The 16,895-nt window shown below is 74.6% G+C and carries 14 protein-coding genes and 1 pseudogene; 6 read left to right on the forward strand and 9 right to left on the reverse strand.

Annotation, left to right across the window (positions count from 1 at the left end; genetic code table 11):
• Positions 1 to 13: 13 nt before the first annotated feature.
• The gene (locus AB0N04_RS23895; RefSeq protein WP_360212564.1) at positions 14 to 550 is read left to right on the forward strand and encodes a GNAT family N-acetyltransferase; all 537 of its coding nucleotides are present in this window, start codon (positions 14 to 16) and stop codon (positions 548 to 550) included.
• Between the two features lie 42 nt (positions 551 to 592).
• Here the strand turns inward: AB0N04_RS23895 and AB0N04_RS23900 are convergent, their stop codons facing one another.
• Both AB0N04_RS23900 and AB0N04_RS23905 read right to left on the reverse strand, forming a co-directional pair.
• Positions 593 to 1,882, reverse strand: coding sequence for an MFS transporter (locus AB0N04_RS23900; RefSeq protein ID WP_360212662.1), 1,290 nt, complete (start codon positions 1,880 to 1,882; stop codon positions 593 to 595).
• Between the two features lie 357 nt (positions 1,883 to 2,239).
• Positions 2,240 to 2,674: a MarR family transcriptional regulator gene (locus tag AB0N04_RS23905; RefSeq protein WP_360212566.1), complete on the reverse strand. Its 435-nt coding sequence runs from the start codon at positions 2,672 to 2,674 to the stop codon at positions 2,240 to 2,242.
• Positions 2,675 to 2,948: 274 nt separating this feature from the next.
• Between AB0N04_RS23905 and AB0N04_RS23910 the strand changes: the two genes are divergently transcribed.
• Positions 2,949 to 3,344 carry a VOC family protein gene (locus AB0N04_RS23910; protein ID WP_360212568.1) on the forward strand — a complete coding sequence of 132 codons (396 nt, stop codon included), beginning with the start codon at positions 2,949 to 2,951 and terminating at the stop codon, positions 3,342 to 3,344.
• A 297-nt stretch (positions 3,345 to 3,641) separates the two neighbouring features.
• Entirely contained in the window at positions 3,642 to 4,448 is an 807-nt protein-coding gene (locus AB0N04_RS23915; protein ID WP_360212570.1) for an MHYT domain-containing protein, read from the forward strand.
• Positions 4,449 to 4,516: 68 nt separating this feature from the next.
• Here AB0N04_RS23915 and AB0N04_RS23920 read toward each other — a convergent pair whose 3' ends face one another.
• Both AB0N04_RS23920 and AB0N04_RS23925 read right to left on the reverse strand, forming a co-directional pair.
• Positions 4,517 to 6,229 (reverse strand): hydrogenase maturation protein, encoded by a 1,713-nt coding sequence (locus tag AB0N04_RS23920; RefSeq protein ID WP_360212572.1) that lies wholly within the window; start codon positions 6,227 to 6,229, stop codon positions 4,517 to 4,519.
• A 181-nt stretch (positions 6,230 to 6,410) separates the two neighbouring features.
• On the reverse strand, positions 6,411 to 7,334 hold the full coding sequence (locus AB0N04_RS23925) for a DUF4231 domain-containing protein (protein ID WP_360212574.1): 924 nt from the start codon (positions 7,332 to 7,334) through the stop codon (positions 6,411 to 6,413).
• A gap of 128 nt (positions 7,335 to 7,462) precedes the next feature.
• Between AB0N04_RS23925 and AB0N04_RS23930 the strand changes: the two genes are divergently transcribed.
• Complete coding sequence (locus tag AB0N04_RS23930) at positions 7,463 to 7,912, forward strand: VOC family protein (RefSeq protein WP_360212576.1); 450 nt, start codon at positions 7,463 to 7,465, stop codon at positions 7,910 to 7,912.
• Positions 7,913 to 7,937: 25 nt separating this feature from the next.
• On the opposite strand, the gene AB0N04_RS23935 is transcribed toward AB0N04_RS23930, so the two are convergent.
• The 3 genes from AB0N04_RS23935 to AB0N04_RS23945 form a co-directional block, all read right to left on the reverse strand.
• Positions 7,938 to 8,357, reverse strand: a complete 420-nt coding sequence (locus AB0N04_RS23935) for a PIN domain nuclease (protein WP_360212578.1) — start codon at positions 8,355 to 8,357, stop codon at positions 7,938 to 7,940.
• Complete coding sequence (locus AB0N04_RS23940) at positions 8,354 to 8,554, reverse strand: type II toxin-antitoxin system VapB family antitoxin (protein WP_360212580.1); 201 nt, start codon at positions 8,552 to 8,554, stop codon at positions 8,354 to 8,356. The genes AB0N04_RS23935 and AB0N04_RS23940 overlap by 4 nt, the downstream gene beginning before the upstream one ends.
• 114 nt (positions 8,555 to 8,668) lie before the next feature.
• Complete coding sequence (locus AB0N04_RS23945) at positions 8,669 to 10,129, reverse strand: NCS2 family permease (RefSeq protein WP_360212582.1); 1,461 nt, start codon at positions 10,127 to 10,129, stop codon at positions 8,669 to 8,671.
• Positions 10,130 to 10,434: 305 nt separating this feature from the next.
• On the opposite strand from AB0N04_RS23945, the gene AB0N04_RS23950 reads away from it, so the two are divergent.
• Positions 10,435 to 10,737, forward strand: a complete 303-nt coding sequence (locus tag AB0N04_RS23950; protein ID WP_360212584.1) for a DUF2530 domain-containing protein — start codon at positions 10,435 to 10,437, stop codon at positions 10,735 to 10,737.
• A gap of 52 nt (positions 10,738 to 10,789) precedes the next feature.
• Positions 10,790 to 13,240 carry an HAD-IC family P-type ATPase gene (locus tag AB0N04_RS23955; protein ID WP_360212586.1) on the forward strand — a complete coding sequence of 817 codons (2,451 nt, stop codon included), beginning with the start codon at positions 10,790 to 10,792 and terminating at the stop codon, positions 13,238 to 13,240.
• A 114-nt stretch (positions 13,241 to 13,354) separates the two neighbouring features.
• On the opposite strand, the gene AB0N04_RS23960 is transcribed toward AB0N04_RS23955, so the two are convergent.
• Both AB0N04_RS23960 and AB0N04_RS23965 read right to left on the reverse strand, forming a co-directional pair.
• Positions 13,355 to 16,651: a molecular chaperone Hsp90 gene (locus AB0N04_RS23960; protein ID WP_360212588.1), complete on the reverse strand. Its 3,297-nt coding sequence runs from the start codon at positions 16,649 to 16,651 to the stop codon at positions 13,355 to 13,357.
• A 148-nt stretch (positions 16,652 to 16,799) separates the two neighbouring features.
• Positions 16,800 to 16,895: pseudogene (locus AB0N04_RS23965) on the reverse strand (nuclear transport factor 2 family protein); the annotation flags it as partial.

Below are 16,895 nucleotides of genomic sequence, written 5' to 3' on the forward strand. Positions count from 1 at the left end.
GTTAGAACGTCCCATGACCGATTCCCTTGGCGTGACGATCCGCACCGGCGGCCCCGACGACATCCCGGACGTGCTCGCCCTGCTCGACGGCGCCGTCGCCTGGCTGGCCGGCCAGGGCCGCACCGGCCAGTGGGGCGACCAGCCCTTCAGCACCGTCCCGGCCCGGGCCGGGCACGTCGCCCGGTACGGCGCGGAGCCGTTCCTGATCCGGCTCGCCGTGGACGGCGAGGGCCGCACGGTCGGCTCCTGCGTGCTCTCCGAGGAGCGCGGGCCGCACGTCCCGCCGGCGGACGAGCCCGAGCTGTTCATCCGCAACCTGGTCACCGACCGCAGCCGCAAGGGCTCGGGGATCGGCGCCGCGCTGATCGCCGACGCCGTGGCGCAGGCCCGCCGGCGCGGCCTCGGCCTGCTGCGGGTGGACTGCTACGCGGGCGCGGACCGCAAGCTGGTCGGCCGCTACCGCGCGCTCGGCTTCACCGAGACCGAGGGCTTCGAGGTCGCGCAGGGGGACGGCGTCTGGCCCGGCCAGGTCCTCGCCATCCGGCTGTGACCGCGGGGCCCCGGGGGCACTCCCCCGGGGCCCGGCGGCCCGTCAGCAGGCGGCGGCCAGCTGGGACTTGCTGGTGGTGCCGGTGCGCGGCACGAAGGCCACCACCCGCCCGCCGCGGCCCGGGTGCAGGTCGAGGCGCAGCCGCAGGTCGGCGCTGCGGGCGAGCACCAGTCCGACCACGCCGGCGGCCAGCGCGGACACCAGTCCGCAGGCCAGCAGGCCCAGCCGGGGCCCGTACGAGGCGGTCACCCAGCCGACGACCGGGGCGCCGATCGGCGTGCCACCGGTGAAGACCAGCACCAGCAGCCCCATCACCCGGCCGCGCATCGCCGGGTCGGTGCCCAGCTGCAGCGCGGAGTTGACGGAGGTGTTGAAGCTGAGCCCGAACACCCCGATCAGGGTGAGCAGCACCGCGAAGGTCCAGTAGTCGGGCGCGAACGCGGCGACCACCTCCAGCGTGCCGAAGGCCAGCGCGGCCCCCACCAGCCGGCGCAGCCGGGGTGCGCCGCGGCGGGCCGCGAGCAGCGCGCCGGCCAGCGAACCGACCGCCATCGCGGTGTTCAGCAGGCCGTACTGCCCGGCGCCCACCTTGAAGGTGTCGTGGGCGAAACCGGAGAGCAGCGTCGGGAAGTTGAAGCCGAAGGTGCCGATGAAGCCGGCCAGGACCATCGGCCAGAGCAGCTCTGGCCGCTCCTTCACGTACCGCAGCCCCTCCTTCAACTGCCCCTTCTCACGCGCGATCGGCGCGGTCGGGCGCAGTTCGGACTCGCGCATGGCGAGCAGCCCGCCGATCACGGCGGCGAAGGACAGCGCGTTGACGGCGAACGCCCAGCCGCTGCCGACCGCGGCGATCAGCAGGCCCGCCACGGCGGGGCCGACCAGGCGCGCGGTCTGGAAGTTGGCGGCGTTCAGGCTGACCGCGTTGGAGAGGTCCTTGGGGCCGACCATCTCGGAGACGAAGGCCTGCCGGGTCGGGTTGTCGACCACGGTGACCAGGCCGAGCAGCAGCGCGAAGGCGTACACGTAGTACGGCGTCACGACGCCGCCGATGGTCAGGACGGCCAGGCCGGCGGCGAGCAGGCCCATCGCGCCCTGGGTGTAGACCAGCAGCCGGCGCTTGGGCATCCGGTCGGCGAGCACGCCGCCGAACAGGCCGAGCAGCAGCATCGGCAGGAACTGCATGGCGGTGGTGATGCCGACGGCGAGCGGGCTGCCGGTGAGGCTGAGCACCAGCCAGTCCTGGGCGATCCGCTGCATCCAGGTGCCGGTGTTGGACACCACCTGGCCGGCGAAGTAGTAGCGGTAGTTGCGGACGCGCAGGGAGGAGAACATCCCCCCGGGCCGGGTGAAGCGGGCTCCGGTGGGGGACGTGGCCGCGTGGCTGCGGCCGGGAGCGGCGGGGTCGTCCGCCGCGGTGCGTTCGTCGGGGTCGTCGTCGCCGCTGCCGGGCAGCCCCGTGGGGGCGGGTGCCTGGAGGTCGGCGGCCGCGGCACCGGCCGCGGTGGGGTCGGTGGTCACGTCGTCGGTGCGGACGGCGGCGGCGCTGGCTGCGGCCGGCGGTGTCAAGGTGGTCTCCCCTCGCGGCGCGGCGGCCCTGGCGAAGGCCGTCGCGCTCCTGGTTTCGGTGGTCGGTCCTGCGGTGATGCGGTGCTCCTTCTTCTTCCGGCCGGCTCGCCGGAGTGGGTGTGCCTAGAGGTGTGCGAGCTTGTAGAGCACGGGCGCGGCCTCGCGGAGGACGGCCCATTCCTCCTCGTCGAGCCCTTCGGCGAGCTCGGCGAGCCAGACGTTGCGCCGGCGGCGGCTCTCCGCGAGGATCGCCTCCGCCTGCTCGGTGCTGCTGACGACCACCTGGCGGCGGTCCTCGGGGTGCGGCTCGCGCCGCACCAGCCCCTTCTCCTCCAGCATCGCGACGATCCTGGTCATCGACGGGGGCTGCACGTGCTCCTTCCGGGCGAGCTCACCCGGTGTGGCCTTCCCGCACCGGGCGAGGGTGCCCAGCACCCCCATCTCGGTGGGGCTCAGCGACTCCTCCACCCTCTGGTGTTTGAGTCGACGGGAGAGGCGCATCGTGGACGACCGCAGCTGGTTGACCGCTGCGAGGTCCTGCTCGGACATCTCGGGCATGTCCTTAGCCTATCTCATTACTCTCGCTAAGGAAAATTGGTTCCCGCCCGCCCCGCCCGCCCCGCCCGCCCCGGCGGCCCCGGTTCCCGACACCGCCGCACGCACCGCGGCACCCCCCACCCGGCGGCCCCGCGCCGCCCTCTCCCGCACGCACCGCCGCGCCGGAAGATCGCCCCGGTGCGATGCTGGTCGTAGGCCACGATCCGACGCGCCGCCGGGTGCCCGCTCCCCCTTCCGCAAGGGCCGACACCACTCCCAGAAGGGCCGACCACACATGTCCGACCTCGTCACCGAGCAGAACGACACCGGCTTCGCCCGGCTCGCCATGGTCACCATCGACTGCGCCGACCCGGTCGCGCTGGCCGCGTTCTACGGCGAGCTGCTCGGCTGGGAGACCCGGCACTCGGACGAGCACTTCGCGATCCTGGACAACCCCGAGGGCGGCAGCCCGCTCGGCTTCGGCCGGGTCACCGACTACCGCCCGGAGCCGTGGACGGAGCCGGACGGCAGCAAGCACTTCCACCTCGACTTCTACGTGGACGACCTCGACGAGGCCACCGCGAAGGCGCTGGAGCTCGGCGCGACCGAGCCGACGTACCAGCACGGCCGGACGCTCAAGGTGCTGATCGACCCGGCCGGCCACCCGTTCGGGCTAGCCCCCCTGGAGTAACGCACCAACCGGCCCGGGGGCCGTGCGCAGGCGGTGTCAGGGCTTGGTGCCAAGATCATGCAGACCGCGTAAAGGCCCATCCTGACCTGCGATTTCACGAAAACCCCGAACATTGTGCCGCCGCCGGGCAGTGGCTACTGTCCCCGTTGTCAGGGGCACCACACGCCCAGGTCTCCCCACGGCGGAGCCCTCGTCCTCCCGCGCCCACCCGCGCGTTCCACCGGCCGACCCGTTCCGGCCCACCGCCTCCGCCCGAGCCCTGGCGCCCGCATCCCCTCATCCCTCCAGGGAGCTCTCTTGGGTGAGATCCACCATGCCGACCACGGCTGGGTGACACCGGCGGTCTCGTACTTCATCGCCTGCGTGGGCGCCTTCGTCGCGCTGCGCAGCGCCCGTTGGGCCCTCGTCTCGCAGGGCCGCACCCGCGCGGTCTGGCTGCTCTTCGCCTCCAGCTCGCTCGGGGCCGGCATCTGGTCCATGCACTTCATCGCGATGCTCGGTTTCTCCGTCAGCGGGGTCGAGATCCGCTACCGGCCCGGGCTCACCGTGCTCAGCCTCGTGGTCGCCGTCGCCGTCGTCGGCGTCGGGCTGTTCACCGTCGGGTACAGCCGCAGGCCCGTCCTGTCGCTGCTGGCCGGCGGCCTGACCACCGGGCTCGGCGTCGCCGCCATGCACTACCTGGGCATGGCGGCGATGGTCCTGCCCGGCCACCTCGGCTACGACCACGTCACCGTCGGACTCTCCGTCGGGATCGCGGTGTTCGCCGCGACGGCGGCGCTCTGGGCCGCCCTGAACATCCGCGGCACGCTCGCCGTCCTGGCGGCCGCGCCGGTGATGGGCGTGGCGGTCTGCGCGATGCACTACACCGGCATGGCGGCGCTCTCGGTGCGACTGGACCCGGCGCAGTCCGTCCAGAGCGGGGTGATGGCGCTCCAGTTCATCTTCCCGCTGGGCGTCGGGCTCGGCTGCTACGTCTTCTTCGGCTCGCTGGCCTTCGCGGTCTCCCCCAGCCGCGCCTCCTCGCAGCCCCTGCTGGCCGGACCGGCGGCCCCGCTGGTGCCGCGGCAGCGGCGGCCGCTGAACCGGGTCGGCGCCCAGCGCTGAACCCCCGGCGCGGCGGCGCCCGGCCGGGTCCCCCACCCCGGCCGGGCGCCGCCGCGCGATGACCCCGGCTACTCCGGACGGCCGAGCAGTCCGGTCAGGTGCGCCGGCGTGGCCACCGGGCAGACCTTGTGCACGAAGTCCCGCCGCAGCGCGTGGTACGGCTCGCCGGCCCGGTAGAAGTTGGCGTGCATCCGCCGCAGTTCCTCCGCCCGGTACTCGGCCAGCGGCTTCGCCTCCTCGTCGGCGGCCCGGCGGCGCTTCTTCTCCACCAGTCGCCCGGCGAGCTCGGGCGAGCCGCCGAGCCGGGCGGCCTCGCGGGCCACCCAGCGACGGAAGGCCGCGGCGTCCCCGCCGCGGGTGCGGTCCACCAGCCCGATCCGGCGGGCCTGTTCGGCGCCGACCGGCAGCGCCTCCGTGGTGAGCCGCTCGGCCCGCTCGGCGCCGACCCGGGCGGGCAGGGTGTACGTCCAGTACTCGGAGCCGTACAGGCCCATCAGCCGGTAGTGCGGGTTGAGCACCGCCGACTCCCGGCACCACACCTCGTCCGCGGCGAGCGCCAGCATCAGGCCGCCGGCCGCCGCGTTCCCGGCCAGTGCGGCGACGGTGAGCTTGTCGGTGGTGGTGAGGACCGCGTGGACGAGGTCGTCCATCGCGTTGATGTTCTCCCAGGACTCCAGCGCCGGGAAGGACGCGCCCTCGATGACGTTGAGGTGGATCCCGTTGGAGTAGAAGTCCCGGGGCGCGCCGAGCACCAGCACCGAGGTGGGCCGGTCGGCCGCCTCCACGTAGGCGGCGAGCAGCCGGCGGCACTGCCCGGTGTCCATCGCACCGCCGGCGTGGGCGAACTCCAGGAAGCCGACGTCGCCCTCCTCGCGGTAGCGCAGCTCCGACCAGGTGTCCCGGCGGGCCGCCGACGACGGGCTCACCGGCACCTCGCGGACCCGGTGCAGCCGGTCGGCGAGCACCGTCGCGGCCGGCAGCTTGAAGGTGGCCGGGCCGCCGGGGGTGCGGCGCGGGCGCAGCTGCGGGATCCACACCGCGCCGTCCGTGGTGGCCCGGCAGATCGCGCCGTCGCGGGTGGCGAGCACGGCGCCGGGCACCGGGCCGCGCAGCTCGTCCTCGGGGTGGCCGCCGTGCAGGAAGTACTCGCGGCCGTACAGCTCGTCGAGCACACCGGGCTGGGAGTCGGCGGCCCGCAGCTTGCGCAGCACCGTCGCGGTGTCGTCCGCGGCCCAGTCGATCCGCCGGTCCCCCTGCCGGAGCGGCGGCCGCAGCCTCCCGTGGACGTCCGGCCGGCCGTAGTCGAGCGGTTCGGGGGTGAACAGCCCGCCCTGGAAGCGCTGGACGGCGAGCAGGACGGCCTCGACGGTGGCGTCGGCGACCTCGCCGCGGTACAGCTCGCTCTTGCCGCAGGCGGTGACGGGGAACTCGACGGACGCCCAGACGTCACCGGCGTCCATCTCCTCGACGGCCTGCAGGACGGTCACGCCCCAGCGCTCCGCCCCCTCGGTGATCGCCCAGTCGAGCGAGGAGGGGCCGCGGTCGCCCTGCGGGCCGGGGTGCACGATCAGGACGGTCCGGGTGGACCAGATGTCCTCCGGCACGGCCTTGGTGAGCATCGGGCAGACGATGAGCTCGGGGTCGGTGTCGGCCACCGCCGCCCGCATCCGCTCCTCGTCGAGGGCGAGTCGGACGGCCACCCGGTGGCCGCGCTCGCGCAGCTCGGTGTGGACGCGCTGGGTCAGGCTGTTGAACGCGCTGGTGATCAGGAGAATGCGCAAGAAGGGCCTCCGGGCAGGACTGGGGGTCGCGCGGAGGCGATGAAACCAGGGCATGGACACGTAATGATTACGTTCCGCGGCTCCCCGCCCGACCCTCACGCACCCCGCACACCTGTGCCCCCGGGATGGTCCCTGCTTCGCCGGATCTCCCCAGCCCCTCCCCCGAGTTGACGCCTCCCGGCTACCTCGGGAACGCCCGGCGGGCCCGCCAGGTGGTGTGCTCGCGGGACACCGCGTCCTCCGCCTCGGCGGCCAGCCGGGCCCAGCGCGCCTCGGCGTCCGGCGCCCGCAGGTCGAGGTCGGAGAGCTGGTTGCCGACGTTCTCCAGCTCGCGCGCGGCCAGCTGGTAGGCGGCGGCCAGCGGGCGCAGCTGCTTGAGCTGCGTCCAGGCGATGACGGCGGCCGCCGCGGCCGAACTGGCCCCGAACACGTGCACCTGGAGGGCTCCGGTCGCCTGGGCGATGGCCGCCGCCGCACCGATGATGATCAGCGCGGCGATGCCCAGCCCCCAGGACACCGCCTGCGTCTCGCACGCCTCGGCCCGGGCGCGGTACCAGGTGCGCTGCCCCTCCACCCGGGTGCGCAGGTAGAGCGTGCGGCGGGCGGTCAGGCTCCCGGCCCGCACCCGCCGCATCTCCTCGGTGATCTCCGGGACGGTGCCGGGCGGCACGATCTCCGGGTCCTCGAAGGCCCGCAGCACGTCCTCGAGCTGGAGCAGGTAGCCGCGGTCGACGTCCGCGGAGTCCGCCCCGCCGTCGAACGGCCGGGCCCGGACGGTGTACTTCCAGGCCAGCGTCTTGACCGACTCGGCCGCCGCCCTGGCCTCGTACCACCGGCCCTGCGGGTTGCCGCGGCGCAGCCGCGACCAGAAGTAGCCGGCGACCAGGAAGGCGGCCACCGAGAACAGTGGCGTGATGTCGCTGTCGCCCTTGTGGTCCGGGCCGGGGAACGAGCCGATCACGGCCGCGATCACCAGCATCGCGATCAGTCCGCGGTACCAGCGCAGCGTCTCGCGCTGGCCGTCCAGCGAAGCCTTGTCCGCCGTCCAGAACAGGTCCGGCAGCAGCTTCGCCTCGTCCCCCCCGGGCGGATCCTGTTGCACCATCGGTCGCGTCCCCTCCCCGTGTCCGTCCAGGCAGTATTCCCACCGCCAACTGCCCTCAACAGTCGCCTTTTTGACATTGTGCGAGCCGGTCGTTGCCCGCACCCCGCGACACCGGTAGAACCGGTTACATGCCGCTGCACTGGAAGCTCGTCATCGACTGCGCCGACCCGAACCGGCTCGCCGCCTTCTGGGCCGCCGCCCTCGACTACGCCCTCGAGGAGCACACCGCCCTGATCACCCGGCTGCTCGACGCCGGGGCCGTCGCCCCGGACGCCGTCACCGAGGTCGACGGCCACCCCGCCTGGCGCTCCCTCGCCGCCGTCCGCCACCCCGACGACCCGTACGACCCCGCGACCGGCACCGGTCTCGGCCGCCGCGTGCTCTTCCAGGCCGTCCCCGAGCCCAAGCAGGGCAAGAACCGCCTCCACCTCGACGTCCACCCGGGCCAGGGCGAGCGCGCGTCCACCGTCGCCCGTCTGAGCGCGCTCGGCGCCACCGTCCTGCGCGACGTCGAGGAACCGGGCGGCGCCTGGACGGTCATGGCCGACATCGAGGGCAACGAGTTCTGCGTGCACTGACCCGGCCACCCGCCCCGGCGGGAAGTCAGTCGGCGGATCCGGCCGGCACGACCCAGCGAGCGGGCTGCCCGGTGATCGACGCGATCATGTCGTAGTCGCCGTCGTAGTGCAGCACCGTGACCCCGTGCCGCTCGGCCGTGGCGGCGATCAGCATGTCGGCCATCGACAGGGCGCGGTGGTGGCCCCGGAACAGCGCACGACGCTGGACGTCCTTCGCCCGGTCCCAGACCTCGTCGGTGCACGGCAGGTAGTCGAAACCCCTGAGCAGGTGGCTCAGCCGGTCCGCCTCCGCCGCGCTCCGGGCGCTGTGCAGCACCTCCATCTCGACCGCCGCGCTGACCGCCAGGAGCGCGCGCTGCGAGAGGTCGTCGAGAACCGGCCGCACCGTCGGCTTCCCCCAGCGTGCCAGGGCCGACTTGTCGATCAGGTAGCGCTCCCGGGTCACGCCGCAGCCGACTCGCCCGGCTCGGCGAGGAGGTCGAACTCCCCACTGGCGATGGCGTCGGCGAGCTCTATCCGGCGGGCCAGCTTCACGGCCTCCAGCAGCGCCGCATTGACCGTGGCGACCTTGGTGGTCGTGCCGAACAGGCGCTGCGCCTCGGCCAGGAGGTCGTCGTCGAGGTCGATCACCGTACGCGTCATGGCCGTTCCTCCCTGGGGCGACAACAGAAAAACGATATCAGCCGCGGCGCCTTCGCGATATCGAACGGCCCCGCGCTCCACGGGGAGCACGGGGCCGCGGGCGTACCGGAGCCGTCAGAGCAGGCCGAGCGCCGGCATCAGGTAGTAGAAGGCGAACACCGCCGCGACCGCGTACATCGGGACGGGCACGCTGCGGCCCCGGCCGGCCGCCAGCCGCAGGATGCAGAAGGCGATGAACCCGAAGCCGATGCCGTTGGTGATCGAGTAGGTGAAGGGCATCATCACGATGGTCAGGAAGGCCGGGATCGCGATGGTGTAGTCCGCCCAGTCGATCTCCTGGACGGAGTTCGCCAGGATCAGGAAGCCGACGGTGACCAGGGCCGGGGTGGCGGCCTGGGCCGGGACCATGGTGGCGAGCGGGGTGAGGAAGAGCGCCACCGCGAACAGCAGGCCGGTGACGATCGAGGCGAAGCCGGTGCGGGCGCCCTCGCCGACTCCGGCGGTGGACTCGACGAAGCAGGTGTTGGCGGAGGAGGAGGTGGCGCCGCCGGCCGCGGTGGCGATGCCGTCGACCATCAGGATCCGGTTGATGCCCGGCAGGTCGCCCTTCTCGTCGAGCAGGTGCGCCTCGTCGGCGACGCCGAGGATGGTGCCCATCGCGTCGAAGAAGCAGGACATCAGCACGGTGAAGACGAACAGCACGCCGGTCAGCACGCCGACCTTGCCGAAGCCTCCGAACAGGCTGACCTGGCCGACCAGGCCGAAGTCCGGGGCGGCGACCGGGTTGCCGGGCCAGGCCGGGACGGTCAGGCCCCAGCTGAGCGCCGGGACGTCCGCGAACTTGTCGATCACCACGGCGAGCACGGTGCTCGCGACGATGCTGATCAGGATCGCGCCGGGCACCTTGCGGACGACCAGCACCAGGGTGAGCACCAGGCCGAACACGAAGACCAGCACCGGCCAGCCGAGCAGGTGGCCGGTGGCGCCGAGCTGCAGCGGGACGGTGGTGTGCGCGGCGTCCGGGATGCGGCTGACGAAGCCGGAGTCGACCAGCCCGACGAGGGTGATGAACAGGCCGATGCCGATCGCGATGGCCTTGCGCAGGCCGAGCGGCACCGCGTTCATGACCCGCTCGCGCAGACCGGTGGCGACCAGCAGCATGATCGCGAAGCCGGCCAGCACGACCATGCCCATGGCGTCCGGCCAGGTCATCCTGGGGGCGAGCTGGAGCGCCACGATGGTGTTGACGCCGAGGCCGGCGGCCAGTCCGATCGGGACGTTGCCGATCACGCCCATCAGCAGGGTGGTGAGGGCGGCGGTGAGGGCGGTGGCGGTGACCAGCTGGGCGCTGTCCAGGTGGGCCCCGGTCATGTCCGTGGCGCTGGCCAGGATGATCGGGTTGAGCACCAGGATGTAGGCCATGGTGAAGAAGGTGGCCACGCCGCCGCGGATCTCCCGCGGCAGGGTGGAGCCGCGCTCGCTGATCCGGAAGAAGCGGTCCAGGACGCCGGTGGGGGGATTCGGCTTGCTGGAGGAGGGGTCGGGCGACTCGGTGGCCGGCTGGACCACAGGCATGCGTGCGTCCTCTGTGGGGGAGCTGAGGAGGGGGAGAACGCCCGTGGCGACGGTGGCCGGGCGCGGAACTTCAAGTATGGTTTCCCGATCGCACACGCGCTATCTTCGCGCGTAGAACGACACTTGGGGCAGGAATCCGCGGAGATCCGGCGCGCCGGCCGCCGGGAATCCGGTGCGCGCGGCACGGATCCGGCGAGCGCCCGGCACGGATCCGGCGGGTGCCGGGCACGGATCCGCCGACCGCCCGGCGAGCGGCTCCCCGTCCCGGGGCGGCCGACCACCCGCCGCACCGTACGCTAGGCCCCATGCCCAAGACGCCGCTGCACCCCTCGCCCCCTCCGCTGGAGGCCAACGACGTCGCCATCGTCGGCGGTGGCACGGTGCTGTGGTTCGTCGCCTTCCTGGCCCTCGTCCCCTTCCAGGGCACCCTCTCCGACCACGGCCACGGCACCTGGCCGTGGATCTGCCTGTCCGGGGGCCTGCTCGGCCTGATCGGCCTCTGGTACTGCCGCGCCCGCCGGGACGCGATCGCCCGCGACCGCGCCGCCGCGGCCGCCGCGGGGGCGGGCGGGGACGGCGGCCAGGACCCGGCCACCCAGTCGGACTGAATAGTCCTTTAGTAGCACGCATCGGACATAAGGCACCCGTAGAGTCGGTGCCATGACGCAGCCTGCCCACTCCTCGGAAGAGCAGCCCGCGGACGGCGCCCGCCCCGACGGTGCGCACCCGCTCGGCCTGCTGCCCGGCCGACGCGGCGGCCTGACCGCCGCCGAGGTCGCCGAGCGCGTCGCGCGGGGCCAGGTCAACGACGTTCCCGTCCGGTCCAGCCGCTCCACCAAGGAGATCGTCCGGGCGAACGTCTTCACCCGCTTCAACGCGATCATCGGCGTGATGTTCGGGATCATCCTGGTCGTCGGTCCGATCCAGGACGGTCTGTTCGGCCTGGTCATCGTCGCCAACACGGCGATCGGCATCGTCCAGGAGCTGCGCGCGAAGAAGACCCTGGACAGCCTGGCCCTGATCGGCGAGGCCCGCCCCCAGGTGCGCCGCGACGGCGCCGTCGAGCAGATCGCCGTCGGCGGGATCGTGCTCGACGACACCGTGCTGCTGGGCATCGGCGACAAGGTCATCGTCGACGGCGAGGTCACCGAGGCGGACGGCCTGGAGATCGACGAGTCGCTGCTCACCGGCGAGCCCGACCCGGTCCTCAAGCAGCCCGGCGACCAGGTGATGTCCGGCAGCTTCGTGGTGGCCGGGGCGGGCGCGTTCACCGCCACCAAGGTCGGCCGCGAGGCGTACGCCGCACAGCTCGCCGAGGAGGCCAGCCGGTTCACCCTGGTCAAGTCGGAGCTGCGCAGCGGCATCGACAGCATCCTGCGGTTCATCACCTACCTGCTGATCCCCACCGCCATCGGTCTGATCATCAGCCAGCTGGCCGTCGAGGGCCGCGACTGGCGCGAGGCGGTGCGCCGGATGGTGGCCGGCATCGTCCCGATGGTCCCCGAGGGCCTCGTCCTGCTGACCTCGGTCGCCTTCGCGATCGGCGTGGTCCGGCTCGGCCGCAAGCAGTGCCTGGTCCAGGAGCTCCCCGCGATCGAGGGCCTGGCCCGGGTGGACACCGTCTGCCTCGACAAGACCGGCACCCTCACCGAGGGCGGCATGGACGTCGTCGACCTGCGGATCCTCTCCGACGGCGCTCCCGGAACGCCCGCCCCGGCCGCCGTCGAGCACGCGCTCGGTGTGATGGCCGGCGCCGACGCCCGCCCCAACCCCTCCATGCAGGCCGTCATCGACGCCTACGGGCGCGGCGACGACGGCCGGGGGGACGGCTGGCGGGTGATCGAGGCGATGCCGTTCTCCTCCGCCCGCAAGTGGAGCGGCGTGCAGCTGCTGGAACCGCACGGCGGCGAGGCCAGCTGGCTGCTCGGCGCCCCGGACGTCCTGCTGCCCGCCGGGCACCCCGCGCTCGCCGAGGTCGACGAGCTCGGGGCCAGGGGCCTGCGGGTGCTGCTGCTCGGCCGCTCACCGGCCCCGCTCGACTCCCCGGACCCGGCGGCCGGGCTCGTCCCGCTCGCCCTGGTGGTGCTCCAGCAGCGGCTGCGCCACGACGCGGCCGACACCCTGCGCTACTTCGAGGGCCAGCGGGTCCAGGCCAAGGTCATCTCCGGCGACGCGGCCGTCGCGGTCGGCGCGGTCGCCGCCCACCTCGGCCTGCCCGGCGCCGACCACCCGCTGGACGCCCGGACCCTGCCCACCGAGCCGGAGGCCCTCGCGGACACCGCCGAGCGGACCACCGTCTTCGGCCGGGTCACCCCGCAGCAGAAGCGCCAGCTGGTCGGCGCCCTGCAGTCCCGCGGCCACACCGTGGCGATGACCGGCGACGGCGTCAACGACGTGCTCGCGCTCAAGGACGCCGACATCGGCGTGGCCATGGGCACCGGCAGCGACGCCACCCGGGCCGTCGCCCAGATCGTGCTGCTGAACGACTCCTTCGCCACCCTGCCCTCGGTGGTCGCCGAGGGCCGCCGGGTGATCGGCAACATCGAGCGGGTCGCCGGCCTGTTCCTGGTCAAGACGGTCTACTCGGTGCTGCTGGCGCTGCTGGTGATCTTCACCCACTCGCCGTACCCGTTCCTGCCCCGGCACTCCACCGTGCTCTCCACGCTCACCATCGGTGTGCCGGCCTTCTTCCTCGCCCTCGCACCCAACAACGAACGGGCCCGCACCGGCTTCGTCCGGCGCGTGCTCAGGCTCGCCGTCCCCGGCGGCGTCATCGCCGGGACGGGCACCTTCGTCGCCTACTCGCTGGCCCGTGCCGACCACGCCACCGACCTCAAGGCCGACACCAGCGTGGCCACCCTGACGCTCTTCCTGATCGCCCTCTGGGTGCTCGCCATCGTCGCCCGCCCGTACAACTGGTGGCGGCTGCTGCTGATCGGCTGCATGGGCGGCGCCTTCGCCCTGGTCCTGCTGGTGCCCTGGCTGTCGGACTTCTTCCAGCTCTCCCTGGTCGGCACCCGGGACCCGTGGATCGGCGTCGGCGTCGCCCTGGTCTGCGGGGTGCTCCTGGAGATCACCTGGCACTTCGTGCAGCGCCGGGCGGACGACTGACCGGCGCGGGGCCGGACCGGCCCGCCCCACGACCGGGACCGGACCGGACCGGGCGGCCGCCCCGCCTGCTCAGCCGGCCCCGCCCGGTCAGTCCGGTCAGCCCGTTCGGCCCGGTCAGCCCTCGAAGTCCCGCGCCGCCGACAGCTCGTAGGCCCGGTCCGGCTCGCTGAGCGCGGCCAGCACCTCGAAGCGGCGGTGCCACTGCCCGACCGACCAGGCCAGCCCGGCCGCCAGGCCCTCCGGGGTGGCCGCGTGCAGCAGTCCGGGCACCGGCGGGAGCTCGAACTCGTCGTCCTCGTCGGCGGCCTCGGCCGTGTCCGGGTCGTACGGCGCCTCCGGCGCGTCCGCCCCGGTGTCCCAGCGCCAGTCCACCGCGGCCTCGGCGCCGTCCGGCCCGACCACCAGCAGCTCCTCGTGCTCCTCGTAGGCGACCGGGCAGCCGGGGAGCAGCTCCCGCACCACCGCGGGCACCCGGTGCAGCGTCCCCTCCGAGAGCACCCGCCCGCCGGCCACCTCGCTGGCGAGCGAGACGTGCAGCCGCTCGGCCAGGTCGGCGGCGAGCGCCGGGGCGACCGGCAGCAGCGGGTAGCCGTGCAGCAGCTGGACCAGGTCGGGGGCGTCCGCGACGACCGCCTCGGTGGCGTCGACGATCACCGTGTGGGCCGGGCGGCGGCCGGTGTCCCGGTCCAGCGGTGGCAGCGCCCGCACCACGTCCAGCGGTTCGATCCGCTCCGCGTCGACCCGGGCCAGCGCACTGTGCACGCCGTGCAGTTGGCGGTGCCCGATCTCGGACGCCGGGTCGGTGAGCCGGTCCAGCACCTCGTCGGGGCCGTGCGGCTCGGCCAGCAGCGCCGCCAGCGTGGTGCGCACGCCCAGCGCGTGCAGGAACTGCTCGTCCAGCGTGGTGCGGGCCTCGTCGTAGAGGCCGCGCAGCAGCGGGTCGGCCCCCGCGGCGCGCAGCCCGGCGGGCTCGCGGCCGTCGAGCACCGGGTGGTCGCGCAGCCACCAGGCGGTGTACGGCGGCAGGTCGGCGTAGGAGCCGTCGGGCAGCAGGGTGCGGACGGGGTTGACCACGGCGTCCCGGTACGGCGGGCGGGCGAGGGCGGCGAGCGCCTCGGGCCACGCGTCGTCGTCGACCAGGTCGAGGTCGCGCACGGCCAGCAGTTCGGCGGCCACCGGCGGCACGCCCACCGCGTCGTCGGCGTGCAGGGTCTCCAGCACCTCCTCGGCCCACTCGGCCAGGCCGTCGGGCGCCTCGTCGAGCAGTCCGGTGGGGTGGCCGCCGGCCGCGCGGTCGGCGGGGGCGGTGGGGTCGAGGCGCTCCAGGTCGTCCGGGTCGAGCACCACGTCCTCGGCGCGGACCAGCACGAAGTCGGCCAGCACGCCGACGGCGGTCAGCACCTCCGGGCCCCACCGGTCCAGCAGCTCGTCGTCCACCCAGCCGGCGTCCTCCTCCCGGGCGAGGGCGGCGAACGGGCTTCCGGGCAGGACGAGTTCACCGGCCCGGGCGGGCTCGCCCTCGTCGTCGAGCAGGGCCAGCCGGGCCAGCCAGGGGTGCTCGCCGGGGGCCGGGGCGGCGGCCCTGACCAGCGCCAGGACGGCGTCGGCGAGGTCCGCGGCGGCGTCCGGGTCGTCCTCGGCCAGGTCGTGCGAGCGGGCGACGGCGGCGCGCACCTCGGGGGTGTCGAGGACACCGGCCGGGGTGGCGGTGCCGGCGCCGAGCCGGGCCAGCAGCGGGTGGGCGGCCTCCGGGTGGGCCAGCCGCAGGTCGAGGGCGGCGAGCGCGCCGGCCAGCGACTCGGGGTAGCCGGGGAAGGCCGCCCAGTCCGCGTCCTCCGAGGGCAGCAGGACCCTCCGGGGGCCGGTGACGGTGCGGCCGTCGGCGAGCGGCACGGGCAGCGCGCCGAGCGCCTCCGGGTCGGCCGCGCCCAGCGCCGCGTACAGGTTGCGCCACCAGGCGGGCTCGCGGTCGAGGCCGCCGAGCTGGTCGACCACGTCGGCGAGCGGCACCCGGCGCACGTTCAGCACCCGCAGCTCGGTGCGGCGCTCCAGGCCGGCCGGCAGCAGCCCGGGGAAGATCGGCGCGAGCGCCTCGACCACCGAGCCGTCGGCGCCCTCCAGCAGGGTGGCGTCCCGCGGCCGCAGCGCGGGCGTGCCCTCCTCCACCGGGGCCGGGTGGGGCAGGAACGGGGTGCCGGGCAGCCGGGCGAGGACGGCCGCCCGCAGCGCGCTGTCGAGCGCGCCCCGGCCGAGCGGCCCGGGGACGAGTCCCAGCGAGCCGAGGTCGGCGCCGCGGGCCCGCAGCAGGTCGGCGTAGCTGTCGGCGGCGCGCTCGGTGAGGAAGTCGGCGAGCGGGCCGGCGGCCACGTGCCGGCGGGTGGAGTCCAGCGGGTAGGAGGCGATGAGCAGCGCGGGCAGGCCGATCGGCTCGTCGCTGGGGGTCGGGGCGTGCAGCACCGCGGCGATGCCGGGCGGCTGCGGGGTGCCGTCCGCGGCGACCGGCACGGCCCAGGTGACCGTCCAGTACGGGCGGGCGCGCTCCTCCGTCGGGCGGTCGGCGAGCAGTTCGGGGGCCAGGGTCCCGGTGGCGCCGGCGGTCTGCCAGACGGTCTGCCGCAGCCGGCCGCCCGCGTCGTCGGTGACGGTGACCTCGGTGACGCCGTCGGGGCGCGGCTCGGCGGCGGCCCGGGTGAGCGTCCGGGTGCCCTCCGGGGTCTCCACGACGACCTCGGCGAGGCCGGGCAGGGTCAGCAGCAGGGCGTCGTCGACGCCGGCCAGCAGACGGCGGGTCAGGTCCTCGGCGGCGGCGTCGCGCAGCGGCAGGACCACCACCGTGTCGTAGCCGTCCGGGGCCGGGCCCTCGGCCGCGAACGGCAGCCGCAGCAGCGGGACGTGGCCGTCCCGGCGGCGCAGTTCGTCGGCCAGCGCGGGCTGCGCGTCGGCCAGCGAGCGGGCCTCGCCGAGCGACCAGCGCACCCCGCCGGCGGCACCGAGCACGGCCGGCTCGTCGGTGACGGCGAGGACGGCGGCGAAGCCGACGCCGAACCGGCCGACGGCGGGTGCCTCGCCGCGCTTGGAGGAGGCGCGCAGGGTGGACAGCGACTCGACGGCGGCCGCGTCCAGCGGGGCCCCGGTGTTCGCGGCGGCCAGCACGCCGTCCGCGAGGGTGAGCCGCAGCCGGCCGGGACCGCGCCCGGCCCGGACCGCCGCGTCGGCGGCGTTCTGCGCCAACTCGACGACCAGGCGGTCGCGGTAGCCGCCGAGGGCGAGCTCCTCCTCGGCGTTGGCGTCCTCCCGGAACCGGGCCGGCGAGGCGGCCCAGGCGTCCAGCACCCGTCGGCGCAGCGCGGCGCTCCCGAAGGGGTCCGCGAGGTGCTCGTCCGTGCCGCTGCCGATGATCCGAGGTTCCACTGGACCCGCCGCCTTCCGCCGCCCTGTACTTCGTACGGGGGGCATTCTCCCCCGCCGCGCCCCCTGCTCCGGACCGCGCCCCCGCCCGCGCCGCCCGGTCCGGCCCGCGGGCCTCCCACCTCCGGAAACGGAGCGGCCCGCCCCACCGGCGGGCCCACTCGTCAGGCATGTCCACCGCCGAGCAGCGTGCCATCGTGCCGGTCCCCGCCGGGTGGCGCCGGATGTCCAGCACGAACCGCTCCAC

Source organism: Kitasatospora sp. NPDC051702 (assembly GCF_040681575.1).
Taxonomy (GTDB): Bacteria; Actinomycetota; Actinomycetes; order Streptomycetales; family Streptomycetaceae; genus Kitasatospora.

Coding starts and splice junctions, on each gene's coding strand:
- AB0N04_RS23910 (WP_360212568.1), top strand. CDS start 2,949: ATGTCCGACCTCGTCACCGAGCAGAACGACACCGGCTTCGCCCGGCTC.
- AB0N04_RS23955 (WP_360212586.1), top strand. CDS start 10,790: ATGACGCAGCCTGCCCACTCCTCGGAAGAGCAGCCCGCGGACGGCGCC.
- AB0N04_RS23895 (WP_360212564.1), top strand. CDS start 14: ATGACCGATTCCCTTGGCGTGACGATCCGCACCGGCGGCCCCGACGAC.
- AB0N04_RS23945 (WP_360212582.1), bottom strand. CDS start 10,129: ATGCCTGTGGTCCAGCCGGCCACCGAGTCGCCCGACCCCTCCTCCAGC.
- AB0N04_RS23930 (WP_360212576.1), top strand. CDS start 7,463: ATGCCGCTGCACTGGAAGCTCGTCATCGACTGCGCCGACCCGAACCGG.
- AB0N04_RS23900 (WP_360212662.1), bottom strand. CDS start 1,882: ATGTTCTCCTCCCTGCGCGTCCGCAACTACCGCTACTACTTCGCCGGC.
- AB0N04_RS23905 (WP_360212566.1), bottom strand. CDS start 2,674: ATGCCCGAGATGTCCGAGCAGGACCTCGCAGCGGTCAACCAGCTGCGG.
- AB0N04_RS23940 (WP_360212580.1), bottom strand. CDS start 8,554: ATGACGCGTACGGTGATCGACCTCGACGACGACCTCCTGGCCGAGGCG.
- AB0N04_RS23925 (WP_360212574.1), bottom strand. CDS start 7,334: ATGGTGCAACAGGATCCGCCCGGGGGGGACGAGGCGAAGCTGCTGCCG.
- AB0N04_RS23950 (WP_360212584.1), top strand. CDS start 10,435: ATGCCCAAGACGCCGCTGCACCCCTCGCCCCCTCCGCTGGAGGCCAAC.